This is a genomic window from Secundilactobacillus odoratitofui DSM 19909 = JCM 15043 (assembly GCF_001434895.1).
GTDB classification, from domain to species: domain Bacteria; phylum Bacillota; class Bacilli; order Lactobacillales; family Lactobacillaceae; genus Secundilactobacillus; species Secundilactobacillus odoratitofui.
In genome coordinates, this window is sequence record NZ_AZEE01000030.1 from 148,394 (window position 1) to 163,715 (window position 15,322).

At 43.7% G+C, this 15,322-nt stretch carries 12 protein-coding genes; 8 read left to right on the plus strand and 4 right to left on the minus strand.

The features are described from left to right. The first annotated feature begins 114 nt into the window (after positions 1-114). Genes opp3b through FD04_RS10950 form a run of 4 tightly spaced genes read left to right on the plus strand, consistent with a single transcriptional unit; the run spans position 115 to position 4,147 of the window. Positions 115-1,044 (plus strand): oligopeptide ABC transporter permease, encoded by a 930-nt coding sequence (gene opp3b / locus FD04_RS10935; RefSeq protein WP_056948844.1) that lies wholly within the window; start codon positions 115-117, stop codon positions 1,042-1,044. Between the two features lie 16 nt (positions 1,045-1,060). Next, a complete protein-coding gene (locus FD04_RS10940) occupies positions 1,061-2,083 on the plus strand; it encodes an ABC transporter permease (protein ID WP_056948846.1) in 1,023 nt (340 codons plus the stop codon). A gap of 13 nt (positions 2,084-2,096) precedes the next feature. Then, positions 2,097-3,188 carry an ABC transporter ATP-binding protein gene (locus tag FD04_RS10945; protein WP_054700752.1) on the plus strand — a complete coding sequence of 364 codons (1,092 nt, stop codon included), beginning with the start codon at positions 2,097-2,099 and terminating at the stop codon, positions 3,186-3,188. Then, complete coding sequence (locus FD04_RS10950; protein ID WP_056948848.1) at positions 3,188-4,147, plus strand: ABC transporter ATP-binding protein; 960 nt, start codon at positions 3,188-3,190, stop codon at positions 4,145-4,147. Before FD04_RS10945 ends, FD04_RS10950 begins: the two co-directional genes overlap by 1 nt. Before the next feature lie 711 nt (positions 4,148-4,858). Here FD04_RS10950 and FD04_RS10955 read toward each other — a convergent pair. After that, positions 4,859-5,344 (minus strand): hypothetical protein, encoded by a 486-nt coding sequence (locus tag FD04_RS10955; RefSeq protein WP_054700755.1) that lies wholly within the window; start codon positions 5,342-5,344, stop codon positions 4,859-4,861. 486 nt (positions 5,345-5,830) lie between these two features. Here FD04_RS10955 and FD04_RS10960 point away from each other — a divergent pair, with 486 nt between their 5' ends. From FD04_RS10960 to FD04_RS10970, 3 genes are read left to right on the plus strand one after another with little or no spacing between them, the layout of a single operon-like run. Further along, entirely contained in the window at positions 5,831-6,319 is a 489-nt protein-coding gene (locus FD04_RS10960) for a hypothetical protein (RefSeq protein WP_054700758.1), read from the plus strand. A gap of 16 nt (positions 6,320-6,335) precedes the next feature. Then, positions 6,336-7,310: a hypothetical protein gene (locus FD04_RS10965; protein WP_054700761.1), complete on the plus strand. Its 975-nt coding sequence runs from the start codon at positions 6,336-6,338 to the stop codon at positions 7,308-7,310. A 52-nt stretch (positions 7,311-7,362) separates the two neighbouring features. Then, positions 7,363-8,574, plus strand: coding sequence for a hypothetical protein (locus tag FD04_RS10970; protein WP_056948850.1), 1,212 nt, complete (start codon positions 7,363-7,365; stop codon positions 8,572-8,574). Between the two features lie 256 nt (positions 8,575-8,830). On the opposite strand, the gene FD04_RS10975 is transcribed toward FD04_RS10970, so the two are convergent. The 3 genes from FD04_RS10975 to FD04_RS10985 form a co-directional block, all read right to left on the minus strand. Beyond that, positions 8,831-9,253: a hypothetical protein gene (locus tag FD04_RS10975; RefSeq protein ID WP_056948852.1), complete on the minus strand. Its 423-nt coding sequence runs from the start codon at positions 9,251-9,253 to the stop codon at positions 8,831-8,833. Between the two features lie 436 nt (positions 9,254-9,689). Further along, positions 9,690-10,352 carry a histidine phosphatase family protein gene (locus FD04_RS10980; protein ID WP_054700769.1) on the minus strand — a complete coding sequence of 221 codons (663 nt, stop codon included), beginning with the start codon at positions 10,350-10,352 and terminating at the stop codon, positions 9,690-9,692. 40 nt (positions 10,353-10,392) lie between these two features. Then, on the minus strand, positions 10,393-12,249 hold the full coding sequence (locus tag FD04_RS10985) for a cation:proton antiporter family protein (protein WP_056948854.1): 1,857 nt from the start codon (positions 12,247-12,249) through the stop codon (positions 10,393-10,395). A 100-nt stretch (positions 12,250-12,349) separates the two neighbouring features. On the opposite strand from FD04_RS10985, the gene helD reads away from it, so the two are divergent. Further along, entirely contained in the window at positions 12,350-14,644 is a 2,295-nt protein-coding gene (gene helD, locus FD04_RS10990) for an RNA polymerase recycling motor HelD (RefSeq protein WP_056948856.1), read from the plus strand. Positions 14,645-15,322: the final 678 nt, after the last annotated feature.

A 15,322-nucleotide genomic window follows, 5' to 3' on the forward strand; every position in this document is an offset into this window, starting at 1 on the left:
CACACAATTGTTTATAAATAGTTTCAAGGGTGGAGGTAAGGATTCGCGCAATGCAATCCTTGCTTTTACATATTAGCAACACGTATAAAGATGTTAGGAATGAGAGGTATCTTCATGGCGAAATATTTAATAAAGCGGATATTTTATCTGCTATTGACCCTATTCATCGTCATCACCGTAACGTTTTTCATGATGAAATTGCTCCCAGGGACACCATTGACTAACCAACAAAAGTTGTCCCCTGCCCAGCAACACCTGATTTTAAAACAATACGGGCTGACAAAACCCGTATGGCAACAGTATCTGATTTACGTTGCCGGCGTTTTTCATGGTAACTTTGGGACATCCTTCCAATTCAGTGATCAACCCGTTTCTTACTTAATTTCTAGTCGGATCGGACCATCACTGTTGCTTGGTGCTCAAGCGATGATTTTAGGTGTGATTCCTGGGATCTTAGTTGGTGCCCTTGGTGCCATTAAGAAAAACACTTGGGTTGATTCAACCACTACGATTGTTTCAATCTTAGGGATTTCAATTCCTAGTTTCGTTTTGGCTGTCTTACTTCAGTACTATATTGGTTTGAAACTTGGCTGGTTGCCAATTGCTGATTGGGGTGGGTTTGCTTACACTATCTTGCCAACAATTGCGTTGGCCGCGTCACCGTTTGCGGATACGGCGCGGTTTATTCGAACCGAAATGGTCGATGTGTTGAATTCTGATTACATTGAGCTCGCTAAGGCTAAGGGGCTCAGCAAGTGGGGCGTGATTTATCACCATGCCTTGCGGAACAGTTTAATTCCAGTTGTCACAATCATTGGGCCATTAGCCGTTAACATTATGACTGGGTCAATGGTTATTGAAAACATCTTCTCGGTACCGGGTATTGGGGAACAATTCGTTAAGTCAATTTTGACTAACGATTATCCAACCATCATGGCTGTGACCATCGTTTATAGTTTAATGCTGATGGTTGTGTTGCTGATTACCGATATCGTTTACGGAATTATTGATCCACGAATCAGAATTACAAACACGAGTAAATAAAGTGGGAGGCAAATAAATGGCTGATGAAGTAAAACTTCCTGCAGATGCGTTTGAGCCGCTTGATAAATCAAAGCATCTTGACAGTGAAAAAATTTCGGCACCAAACCTGACTTTTATGCAGGATGCTTGGCGTCGATTAAAAAAGAACAAAGGTGCCATTATCGCCATGACACTTTTAATTATTTTCTTTGTAATGGCGTTTGGTTCAGCGTTCATTTCACCACACAATCCGAACGCGGTTAACCCACAGTATGCAAACTTACCACCAAAGTGGCCAGGTGTTGGCATTAATGGGTTTAACGGGACGCTGGTTCAAGCTGGTAGCCGAGTTGATGCTTACAAAGCCGCTGGTGCCGCAAGTAGCGTGCACTACTGGTTGGGGACCGACTACTTAGGTCGTGACTTGTTATCTCGGATCCTTTATGGGACTCGAATTTCATTGACAGTTGCGGTTGTGGCAACGCTGGTTGACTTGTTATTTGGTGTGACTTTCGGTCTGTTCTCAGGCTGGAAGGGTGGCCGAATCGATAACTTTATGCAACGAATCATTGAAATTATCATGTCGATTCCAACCTTGGTTGTCGTTGTGCTCTTAATTTTGGTTTTGAAACCCGGCATGATGTCGATCACGATTGCGATTGCCTTTTCAAGTTGGACCACCATGGCCCGACTGATTCGAGCGCAAACGCTGGAGTTAAAAGAACAGGAGTACGTTTTAGCCGCTAAAACGCTTGGCGAAAGTTCGATTAAGATTGCGTTTAAGCACTTGTTACCAAACTTGTCGAGTATCATCATTATTCAAACGATGTTTACGATTCCAAGTGCCATCTTCTTCGAAGCGTTCCTGTCCTACGTTGGGATTGGGATTAGTTCACCAAAGGCTTCACTTGGTACTTTGCTGAATGATGGTCAAAAGAACTTCCAATTCTTGCCATATCAAATGTGGTATCCAGCCATCGTGCTGTCAATCATCATGATTGCCTTCAACGTGTTTGCCGATGGCCTGCGAGATGCCTTTGATCCACAATCGAAAGGGTAGGTGAGACGACAAAATGGAAAGTAACGAAAATATTTTGGAGGTCAATCACCTCAAAATCAACTTCAACACCTACGCCGGAACCGTCAAAGCTATCCGTGACGTGAGTTTTAATTTGAAAAAGGGTGAAACCTTAGCCATTGTTGGTGAATCTGGGTCAGGTAAAACGGTCACGACTCGTTCAATCATGGGTTTATTGGCTGCCAACTCAGAAGTCGCTGGTGGTGACATTCAGTTCCACGGTAAGGATATATTGAAGATGTCACAAAAAGAATTGGAACAATTACGTGGTGCCCAAATTGCCCAAATTTTCCAAGACCCAATGACGTCGCTTGATCCAACCATGAGAATTGGCCGTCAAATTGCGGAACCATTAATGGTCCACAAAGGGATGAAGAAGGACAAGGCCATGGCCCAAGCCCTTGAAATGATGAAATTGGTTGGCATTACCGATGCTGAACAACGAATCAATGATTATCCACACCAATTTTCAGGTGGGATGAGACAACGGATCGTGATTGCGATTGCCTTAATCAACTATCCAGAAATTTTGATTGCTGATGAACCAACCACTGCGTTGGATGTGACGATTCAAGCCCAAATTTTGGATTTAATGCGTGAATTGCAAAATAAAATTTCGACGTCAATCATTTTCATCACCCATGACTTGGGTGTGGTTGCCGGGATGGCAGATCGAGTTGCCGTAATGTATGCCGGGAAAATTGTGGAATATGGTACGGTTGATGAGATTTTCTACAACCCAAAGCACCCTTACACTTGGGGTCTTCTGAGTTCAATGCCGACCTTGGATACCAACGGTGAAGAATTACCGTCAATTCCAGGGACGCCACCTGACTTATTGGATCCACCTGCTGGTGATGCCTTTGCTGCCCGGAATGCTTATGCGTTGAAGATTGATACGGAACAGGAACCACCATTCTTCAAGGTATCAGATACGCACTATGCAGCCACTTGGTTGTTGCATCCAGACGCACCAAAGGTCACACCACCAGAACAAATTCTTGAACGTCAGGAACAGTTTGCCAAGATGCAAAAAGACCTGGCGCAACAAGGCCATCACGTTGAGGAAGAGGAGGAAAAGCAATAATGGAGGACCAAAACGCTAAAAAAGTGCTTGAAGTCAGTCATTTGAAGCAGTACTTTAACGTCGGCAAAAAAGACGAAGTTAAGGCCGTGGACGACGTTTCCTTCGATATCTACGAAGGGGAAACCTTCGGATTAGTTGGTGAATCTGGCTCAGGTAAAACCACTACTGGACGGGCAATTATTCACCTGTATACCCCAACAAGTGGTTCCATCTTATTCAACGGTCAACAAGTGATTGGTATGCATGACCGAGCTAAAATGCAACAATTCCGGCGTGATATGCAAATGATTTTCCAAGATCCGTATGCGTCATTGAACCCACGGATGAAGGTTAAAGATATTATTGCCGAAGGAATCGACATTAACCACTTAGCTAAAGATGATGACGATCGGAGTCAACAAGTCGCTGACTTGCTGGACACTGTCGGGTTAAACCGCGATCATGCGAGTCGTTACCCACATGAGTTCTCTGGTGGTCAACGACAACGGATCGGGATTGCGCGGGCACTGGCTGTCCAACCAAAGTTCATCATTGCTGATGAGCCAATCTCAGCCTTGGACGTTTCCATCCAAGCCCAAGTGGTTAACTTGTTGAAGGAATTGCAACGTAAGCGAAAATTGACCTACTTGTTTATCGCCCATGATTTGTCGATGGTTAAATACATCTCAGATCGAATTGGTGTGTTACATTACGGTCGAATGCTTGAAGTGGGTAGTTCTGACGAAGTTTATAACCACCCATTACACGACTACACCCGCAGTTTGCTTTCTGCTGTGCCAGTTCCTGATCCTGAATACGAGCGGACTCGAACTCAAATTGGGTATGATCCTAAGTATGAAGATGGTTCCAAGAAGCGTGAACTCGTTGAAATTTCGCCACGGCACTATGTTCAAGCTAGTGAAGATGAAATTCCAATGTATCAAGAACGGGCTAAGAAAATGGGACTTGAGATCCTTTAAAATAGTTTGTTATTTGAAAAAAGTCATTGCCTATCTTTTAGGTAATGGCTTCTTTTCGTTCTTCAGTCCGCCTTCGGCTTCCAGTCCGTTTTGGGGCGGGGTGCTGTGGGACCGACTTCAACCGCTTCGCGTTTTCCATCTCGTCTCTGATCCTCGAAAAAGCGAGTCTCAGAAACGTCCAGTACCACTAAGCGCTGGCGCACAAAGTGGTACTAGTCACTGCTACCCGCCCCAAAACGGACTGGAGGCGCTACGGCTTATGTAGCTAGTAAGTTCAACCAAGGACATCTGTTTACGATTTTTTCAGAAATTCGATAGATTTAGGCATACGTTTTATATTATGTGATAATTTTTTGAGTTTGGTTAAGTACATCACATTGTGCTTTTTGACGACTTAAAGAATGGCCGGATGAGTTTCAAATGTACTGCGAAAATCATGATTTAAGTTTATAATTTCAAGCGCCAATTGAAAAAAGCTTTCAGTATAGAACATTACACTAACGCCATTACTCTTTTCTTTGATTGAAACGGTGAACGTGAAGTAGCGAATTGTTTTATTTGTGTACACCGATAATGGGATAGAAAAAGGGGTTGAGAGGCAAATCGCCTCTCAACCTCCAAATATCGTAGCACTACAAAAGCAGCCATCATCTTGATTAATAGATGTTAGCTGCTTTTGAATGATGCGCATAGGTTCTTTAGTGAGATTAATTACGCAAACGGTGAATCTGGATAAATAATGTTATATCCAATGTAGGTCACTAAATGCAACTTCTTTTGGCTTGAATAATGGGTGTAGCATCTGACTTCGGTTCTTAGTCTATCGACAGGATCACCAATTTGTTCAAGTACAACGCGTTTATGACCATTTACTTTTAGTGTTTGTCTACGAATGGTAGTTTGAGCACTTATTGATGGATTCGTGGTACTCATGATATTCCACCACCCTTTATTTGCCTTAACGGTGTTGATATGAGGGCTTTTTAATTCGTGACTTTTCCGATTTGCTCCAAATTCATAGTAATGTGTTCGAGTAATGACGATTTTTCGATTATAACCATACCAAGTTCCTCGAGTATTCTTCGGAGTAACGTGATAGGTGTGGAATGATTTTGCATGGACGACGGTTTGGCTAGTGAAACTTAATAAGCCAATTCCGATAACGAGGATGATGATTGCTTTTATTATTCTAAACATGATTTAGTTCTCCCAACGTAGTGTTAATTATGAAAAAATTTTAAATTCTGGTAACTCACTGGTAACTCAAATGTAGTCTTGGTCTATTTTGATCGAAAAAATTGTAATCTTGAAATGAAACATGCCCTATAAAATAAAAATTTTGTTTTTTTGTAACTTGAGAAAGTCATTTTATAGACTTTGTGGGTCCTCTAATTTGAATCGAGTGTGCTTTTCTAACGTCAATAAATGTGGTTTATCGGGCACAGCCATTTACATAAATATGCTGTTTAAAGTGTATCATAACATCAAAGTAAAATTTTATTGATTTATAGGAAAGACAGCTTCAATTTAAAAAATAACTACCACTAGATTTTATTGTTCATCTGTATTTTAGAAAATAATTATAGTAGTATGTGTAAGTAGCTAAATGCTGAAATGCTTGTTGGCAGTGGAAATCGCTAACTTGCAAGGTATTAACTAATATTTAGATAGGGGATGTTGTTAATGGGGTTATTAGGAAGTTCGGCTTTATCGAATAAAGCTAAATCAGTATTGAAATTATCGTTGAGTATGATGGTGGTACCAGTCATAGCGGGAGCGGTACTGACTACGACTAAACCAGTAACGTCACACGCTGCTGCAACACCAAAAGCAATGCGAGGCACTTGGTACTTTGGCGGTGCTCATCATCGACAAACGTTAAAGGTGGCTCACTATTCGTTTTCGGATGCCACTGGTCACTATACAGGTAGTCAAGTGACAGCGAAGTATTCAAAACATAAAATCAAAGTAGCGGGTTACAAGGCTAAGACAGTTAAATTTTACCGGCTGACGACGTTAATGGGTGATCGTCAAACATACGCACCCTACAAGCTAAAAATGGGTGGTCACTACCGTAACGTTTTGCTGGTAATGCCACAGAATGTTTACTCACACGTGTATACCCACTTTAAACCAAATAAGGCGCACTATGTTAAAGTGCGGGTTTACTAGGTAGGGGAGTGATTGAATGAGACGGCAACAGACCTCTAAACCGAAGCGCGGACTTATTATTGGGTTGAGCGCGGTAATTGTTGTGTTAGTAGTGGTTATCGGTGTTTTGCTTCTTAATACAGTTGGTGCACAGCATCAGGCCGCTAAGCAGACAACCCGGACGAATCGTCATTCTACCAAGTATTCAGCCATGAAGGTGACGAAATCAAGTGATTCGAAGACTGATGACACAACCACGACTGATGCTAATTCTTCATCGACTGACTCGGAGCAAGGAATTGATAGTCTTTTATCTGATTTTAGCCAAAGCGCCTGTGAAGATCCCGCTACCCGAACGAATGGCGGTGATATTACTTATTCGCAATTTTATTACAGCAATGATGACGCAAACTGGCACTGGCGTTTCTGGTCAACTAAACGCGGTCAGGTTGAAGATGCTACGGTAAGTAGTGCGTCTAACGAAGGCTCCGATGACATTGTCGCATTGAAGAGCGACAAGTACGAACCTGGGACCAGGTACGTAGCGCACTTAACGTGGTTAAATGATGCACATACTAAATACAATTTTAAAACCAGTTTTAAGAACATTGATGGTGATTATACGATCGGTAAAGCTGCTATGACGGACTATGCTGATGTGAATGATATTGCTACTTCAAGTGATATTAAAAGTTGGTTATCATCAAACGCAACTGGGCGCACAAGTGAAGACGCTAGTACCAGAACTAATGGTGGGGAGACCACTTATTCTGAATTCGATAAAATTGGTGAATTATGGTATTGGACACTTTCCTCAAAAAAACGGGGCGTCATTGCGCAAGCACTTATTAATTCAGGAACCATTTCGGGTGATACTGCTAAGATTCATGCGACAAGTACCGCTCAACCTTATTTGAATCGGAACTTTGAGCTTACCGTTAGTTTAAGGACTGGCGGATACTTGGTTGATACAGATTTTCAAAGTATTCATGGCGCATTTAATTTTAAGTAGGGGTCTTTGAATCATGGCTAATATACCTACAGCAAATAGTTGAGGTGAAAAAATGAAGCGACACAAGTATGGTTACCTAGTAGCGGGTGTGGCAGTGCTAGGGCTGTTCCTAGCTGGCTGCCACTCAACCCAAAGTTCAAGTTCAGCAACCAGCCAACCTAAAGCAACGCACACTGCTAAAAAGGCGAATCCGGTTGATCAAGTATTTAAACCCCTTAGTCAGAAGGTTTCTGAAGACGCTGGTACGTTGACGAATGGTGGCGAGGAGACCTACTCTCAGTTTTATAAAAAAGCAGGGTACTGGCATTGGCGTCTATCGTCAAAGGCGCGGGGAACGATTGCGGCTGGGAAGATTTTAGCGGTTAAACAGACCAGTAAAACTGATAATCACTCATACTCAATGCCAGGTTACACGTTATCAATGCAATCGCAGTCAGGTGAAAAGTATCAGTTGAAACTCAAATACTTGGACTTTTCCGGCATCGGTTATTCCGTCAAAACGAGCTATGAAAATATCAATGGAAACTATTTAACCTGTGATACAGCCACGAACGGTGATTGGGTCACTGGGGCGCCGACAAAATTGAAGGCACAGTGGTTGGAAACGAACTTTGAAAAGAATGTCGATGATTCAACCAACAAGGAACCATTGCTTAAGCGTACTTTTGCGACTGATGGCACGCAAATGAATAGTTCGCTTTTGATGTACGATAATCAACACAAATTGGTTAATAGCGGGTCTGGTGGTGGCGTTAATCAAGATCTTAAATATAAACAGATTGGCCAACAAACGTATGTCTTAAAATCTTACTCAGGTGCGACTCAAGCAGCCCGGGAAACGCCCAACCTGGTTAAAATTCAAGTGTTAGGTGAAAAAAAGATTAAAATTTGGGACGTGACGACAAAGCCGATCACGATGACCTACGATAAAGCGATTAACGATAGCTCGAGTGATAATGGTACGACATCGAATGACAGTACGGACAGCGACAGTGCGGTTGATACGACTAACTTGACGTCAAAACAGGCGATTTCTTGGGTGAAGTACGAATTAAGCGAGTCTGGTGCTTCAGTTAAGGATTACATGATCACAACCCTGGTGACTGATGAAGGCTATCTGCATATTAATAGTCAAAAAAATAATGGCAGTGAGCATTCGTGGTGGCGAATAGACGAAAAAGGTCGTCTGCAATATGGAATTGGGGTTCAGGATAGCGGTAATCACTGGACAACCGTAAGCACGCATTACCATAGCTATCGTTAGACTCATAACGGTTTGAAAGTTGGATTAATCAAAAATGAGTGGGCAAAAACTCGTTTAGGTCCCAGAATATAAGAAGACCGGCCCGTGGATTCCTGGTTTTGGAATCTACGGGCCGGTCTTTTTATATTCTGGGACCTGAGCTTTTGCGCACGTTTAGACCAGATAACAGTTTTGAGTTAAAGTGAAATTTATACTCATTTCGAGTTAAGAAATTAATTCGATACCTACCAATATGGATTTTTTCAGCCTCTTTTAATCAGGCTTTGTAGAACCAACCATGGTAGTGCTTCTCCCAGTGTTTGCCTACCATAAATTTGATGGATATTCTGCGTTGACCATGATGGGTGCCGTAGATAACTTTAGAGGGTGTCCGATAACTGGCAATGATGCTTGAGACTTCATAAGTGTGGCTACCAATCCGCTTATAGCGAAGTTTGGTGCCGTGAAGGAGGTCGGAAAGGTTGCTACTCATGGTGAACCGGCTATTCGTAAATTCGATTAATCCTTGAGTGGTGCCCATATCGGTACGGAACCAGCTGTTTGTGAAAGTCCCCTTGATCGTTGATGGTACGCCCTTATGCCAGCTAGCCGCCTGAGCAGTTGGATGGTTAGTGCAGGCCCCGATAGCGGTGACACTGAATGCGATAATAGTGCCTCTTAGTATTGAATGATAGTTCATGATAATCCTCCCAATGTGAATGATGGTATAAGTATATCATGAAACAATTAGCGCAAATTAAAGCCTTCACGTATTTTGTACATACGTGCCGTTTTCGCTTCAGAATTTCTAGTGTTATTACATGAAAATGACACCATGATAAGTAATTGGTCATTATTTAGCTGACAGTACGCACATTGTAAGCCGTAGTGCGGACGGTAAGGGTGGGGCATGCAGTGAAACGACTGGGTAACCAGTCGGGGACGAAGTTGAAACGTGCAGGGGTTTTGGCACGGTTCAACTTCGAGGTTCGAGACCGAACTTTGGCTCGAACCGGCCCCACAGCATGCCCCGCCCTTACCGGGAGCCGGAGGCGAACTCTTGCACTTTCAAAAAGTACCTCAGACCAAAAAAAACGCCGTGGATTCTAACTAGAAGAATTCACGACGTTTTGTAGTTAATCTAAGTGCGCATCAACACGATTATAGTAATCGACAGTAATTGCATCACCATGAACGCTAAGCTTCGTTACCGAGCCATTTTGAGCCGATACTGCAATGTTAATGGCTGGGTTGAACCTCGATACGATACTTCGGATGGTTGTGCCATGACTAGTGATCAAAACTTTGTCACCGTCGACACAGTTGGTGATCAGGTCATCAAAACCTGGTTGTAATCGAGCCCAGAAAGTGGCGTTATCTTCTGCATCCTTGAACGGGTCCAGGTTGTGGATCATGTCCTTTGATTTTTCAATGGAGTAGGCCGTAATAATATCGTTAAACGTGTTGTGCCCCTCCGGACCGCCAATCATATGCCATGTCTGCACATCATCGTTACCCTCAAAGTAACCGAAGTTTTCTTCACGAAAAGCGGTATTGATGGTGGCAGTTTTAACGGTGCCACTGTTTTGCGCCAGAATATGAGCGGCCGTCCGCTGTGCACGAGGTGCATCGCTGGTAAACGCTTTGGTAAAAGCAACGTCGGCCAAACGAGCACCTGCAGCCTTTGCATCAGCTACTCCTTTTTCGGTAAGGGGCGCATCGATCCACCCCTGAATCCGGTGGTATTTATTAAGAATCGTTTGCCCATGACGGACAAGGTAAATGTCAAAGTTTGCCAAATGATTACCTCCCAATGATTATAGAATTAGTTTAATGGAACTAATTCAATTTGCCAAGCTCACGCCGAATTCGCGGCGCTTCTTGTTTATTACTGGTGAATAAGATTCGGTCGTTGATTTTAAGCGGTGTATCACCACTTGGTCGGATGAACCGGTGCTCTCGATAAATCTGAGCAATGGTGATGTCATCGATGAAGGGCAGGTTACGAACCTGAATGTCTGCGTACTTATGGTTGCGCAGTTGCACCTCATAAACACTTGAATCGGTGGAAGTCAATAACTCGATGGTTGATGGCGTCTGAATTAAACTTCGCAGCATACTGATTGAGACATCTGGTGTGCTATAAACCTCGACGCCCATATCGATTAAAGTATCTTTTCGTTCATCTAAAATATTAGGATCTTCAAAGCGGGCAATGACGCGCGGTACGCCGTATTGCTTGGCGGCTTTCGCCAGTCGGTAATTTTCTTTAGTGTTACTTTGACCAAGTACGATCACATCGGTATCGAAGACCAGATCATCCACCAAGTCGCTGGGCACTAAGTTGGGGAGTAAATGCACATCAATTTCACTGTTAAATGCCCGGTAGTTCGTTTCGCGGTCAGTGTACATGTGGACGTCATAACCGCTCTTGGTCAACTGTTGTGCCACCGGAACGGTCAGTAAATTGGTGCCAATAAAGTGGACGTTAGTGGCTTTGACATCGGCGGCTTCACTCGTGTAGCGTTTGTTAAAGATCAGCGGTCCAATGACACAGGTGATAATGGCGGCTAATAGGAAAGCACCAGATTGCTGTGAGGTCAGTTTGTGCAAATGTTCGGCGACCTGCAGAATGGCTAAAACAACGGTCAAAGTCGTGCTGGTCATAGCAGCGCCGGCAAAAGCGTTGCCGTTTTTAAACCGGAGTCGCAAAATTGGGTATACTAGGGCCTTTGAAAGTAAGTAGGCCACTAGAAAGGCGGGAATCAAAATCAACGTTTGCTTGTTAGATAGCAGTGTGCGTAAGTTCAGACCAACGCCACTCATGATAAAGAAGATTGGAATGAAAAACCCATACCCAATCGAATCTAGCCGCACTTTGGTTTCTTCATGGGGCTCCAGTAATTTGATTACGATACCAGCCATGAATGCACCCAAGATGCCTTCAGCACCAACGGATTCGGCAACTGTGACCAATGCAACGATCACAAAGAAGGAAAGTCGCACGTCCAACTGAGTAGTGGACTTGTTGATGCGGTCAAAGAACTTGAAGAAGGCTTTGAATCGTAAGAATAATAGCGCTGCAACCAGCAAAATAATCAATAAAAGCCACAGCGATTTAGAGGTTGGACTGTAAATGGAAGCGTAAAAGGTTAAACCTAGCATTGGGACCACTTCACCCAGCGCTGAAATCAGGAGGATCGTTTGGCCAAATGGCTTACTCAACAATTCCTTTTCCTTCAATGCCGCAATCACAATTCCCAGTGAAATGGTCAAAAAGAGGATGGTGGCTAGCCAAATATCGCTGAACAGACCCGTAAACTTCAAAATGACAGCCAGAATCACTGACATCACAGCGATACTAGCGTAACTTAAGAAGGCTAGCGTGACCGGCGAGTATTTTGGGGCATCAGCGGACTGCTTTTGCTCTAATGGTGTCAGTTCGTTCTTGCGTCTGCTGAACAGGCTAAAATCAATTTCAAGCCCACTTAAAAACAGCAACACGATGACGCCGACACCTTTTAGCATCGTTAGTGTTTCACTGATATGAATTAAGTTGAACAAGCTGGGACCCAGAATCACCCCAACGATAATTTCAATCACAGCGGTGGGTAGTAACGTTAACTTGAATCGCGCCATGACTAACGGAATCAGGAGCGCGGCTAATAAAATTATGACTAATGAAAGTTGATCCATGAGAATACCTCGAAAATTAATCAGATTATGGTGCTAGATAGTTCTTATCTGTTTCTAATAGTGGTAGAATGGAATATCGAATTTACGATTGGAGGGCGCTATGGCTGAAACAATTAAGCAACAGGAACAAGCACACTTAGATGTGGTCATCGACAAAATCAAGATTGCGCAGACTAAATCGCAGGAGCGAATTGATCAAGCAGAGTCTGATGAATCCGCCATTCGAAAAAACTTTGAAAATGATTTGCGACTTAAAACTGATTCATACGAAGGTATGTTAGAAACTGCCTTGTCGGTTCGGCAACAGCAGCAATTGCTGGGGGAACGGCAGAACAGTTGGAAACATGCGACAAATGAATTAGAAACACTACACAAAATGGAGAAAACGCCATACTTTGCTCGGATCGATTTTCACGAAGCGGGGGAACCTAAGACCGAAAGTATCTATATTGGGTTGGCGTCTTTTTCAGATGAACCTGATCGTTTTCTAGTATATGACTGGCGGGCACCAATTTCCAGCGTCTATTATGACGGTGGTTTAGGTGATGTGACTTACCTGACGCCAGATGGGGAACAGACCGTTGACGTGAAGCTCAAGCGGCAATTTCAAATTGAAGACGGCACGATCAAAACCGTTTTCGATACTGAAGAAGCCGTGGGTGATCAGATGCTGTTGGATGCGTTAAGTGAGCAATCTGACACCAAGATGAAGAGTATCGTCACCACGATTCAAAAGGAACAAAACCAGATTATTCGGGATACCAAGTCTGATTTACTGTTCGTTCAAGGGGCGGCTGGCTCAGGTAAAACGGCTGCCGTTTTACAACGGGTTGCGTACTTACTTTACCGTTATCGTGGTCACCTTACTTCCGGACAGGTCGTTTTGTTTTCGCCGAACCAATTGTTCAACGATTATATCGACCAAGTGCTACCAGAGCTGGGCGAACAAAATATGGTCCAGATGACGTACTATCAGTATGCCGGTCGTCGTCTACCTAAGATGGCAATCGAAACACTAGCTGAAAGATTCAGTGAGGATTACGGCGAGGCAGAGAAGCGAATTGATGCGCTCAAGGGGAGTTTGACCTTCTTTGACGCAGTATCAGCTTACGCTAATCACCTGGAAAAAGAGGATATGATTTTTAAAAATATCAATTTCCGGGGCAAACCGTTCTTTACCAAAGAGAAAATTCATGAGATTTACTATAGCTTTAATGAACACTATCGCTTGGGTAACCGTCTTGATGGCACCCGCGAGCAACTCATTAAAATGTTAAATCGCCGAATTAGCTCTGAGATGCGGGCTAAGTGGGTTGAAGAAGCCGTTCAAGATCTAAGTCGTGAAGAAATGAACCAGATGAAGGGCGACGACCCACACGAGTTTGAAGACGGCGACAAGGAATTTCAATTCTACGCACGCAAAATTGTGATGAAGGCCTTTACGCCAATTCGGCAGGCCGTCGTTCGCAATCGTTTCTTGAGTATCAATTCCCAGATGGTCCACATGTTACGCAGCATGCCAGCGATTGTTGACTTAGATAAGTATGGTATTTCAAAGGCTGACTGGAAGGCCAGCGTTGAGCGGGCGGTTACGGACATTAAGCAACGCAAGATGACATTGAGCAACGTGTCGGCCTACTTATACCTTTACGATAAAATGACGGGTAAGAAGGGCGAAAAAGACATTCGTTACGTATTCATCGATGAAATTCAAGATTACACACCGTTCCAGTTAGCTTACTTGAAGTTTAGTTTTCCGCGGGCACGGTTCACGCTACTTGGTGATTTGAACCAAGCCATTTTCACCAAGGAAAACAGCAAGACGTTACTGAGCGAGTTAAGCACCATGTTTGATCCGGAAAAGACACGGGTTGTTCAGTTGACCCAGTCTTATCGTTCAACGCAACAGATCACTGACTTTACACGTCATATTTTGGTTAATGGTGAAGCGGTGACTGCGTTCAATCGGGCGGGCGATTTGCCAACGGTCTTTGTCGGCCAGGATAACGCTGCCACGCAGGCCCAGTTGATCTCGCAGTTGGATGCTAACAATGCGGCCCACGAAACGACCGCCATCATTGGCAAGTCGTTGGCTGATTGTCGTGAACTGGCAACCCAGTTAAGTGACGCGGGTGTGAAGACCACCTTAATTCAATCCGAAAACCAACGGCTAGCACCAGGTGTCATTATCGTGCCATCGTTCCTTGCTAAAGGTCTCGAATTTGATGCCGTTATTGTTTGGGGCGCGTCTGAAGCCAACTACCATGACGACGGTGAACGCCAGTTGCTGTACACGATTTGTTCACGGGCAATGCACCAGTTGACCGTTTTAGCCACTGGTAAGTTGTCACCGTTGTTTGATACAGTTCCAACGGATGAATACGTTAAGCTTTAATGATTAAACCATTTTCTGAAATGACTCAGGAAATGGTTTTTTTGATATCAACTTTTAAGTTATGGGTTGTGCTAGATGTCGCCTTCGGCCACCACTTATTTTTTGGCTGGTGGATGTGGGACCGACTGCAGCCGCTTCGCGTCTTCCGCCTCGGTTGTGAGCCTAAAGACCAGTCTCACAACCGTCCAGTGGACAGTAAGCGCTAAAGCGCCAACTGCCACTTGTCACTGCCACCAGCCAAAAAATAATTGCTGGCACTACGGCTGAGATGGTGGATAAACTGCAATAGTAGTTGCTGAGTGTTACTTTTGAGTTGTATTTGGGTGAACTTGTTATGGCAGAGAATTTTTGAATTTGGTTGCAACGCGTATTGAATTTTTTGCGAGTTATCGACGATGGTATTCGTAACAACAGTTTATCGAAATAGTATAAGTGACAAGCAATTTTAATTGTAATGCGTTGTTATTTTTCTAGTCACTGTTGATTGATAATGCTCAAATGTAACGAGAACGGAGGGCTAGCGGGCTTTTTTCGTTGCAGTGACAAGTACCACTTAACGCTTTAGCGTTTAGTGGTACTGGACGTTTCTGAGACTCACGGGTTTGGTGAGGCTCAGAAGCGAGACGTAAGCCACGGCTTTTTCGTGGCTGAAGTCGGTCTCACAGCACCGGAAAAAGC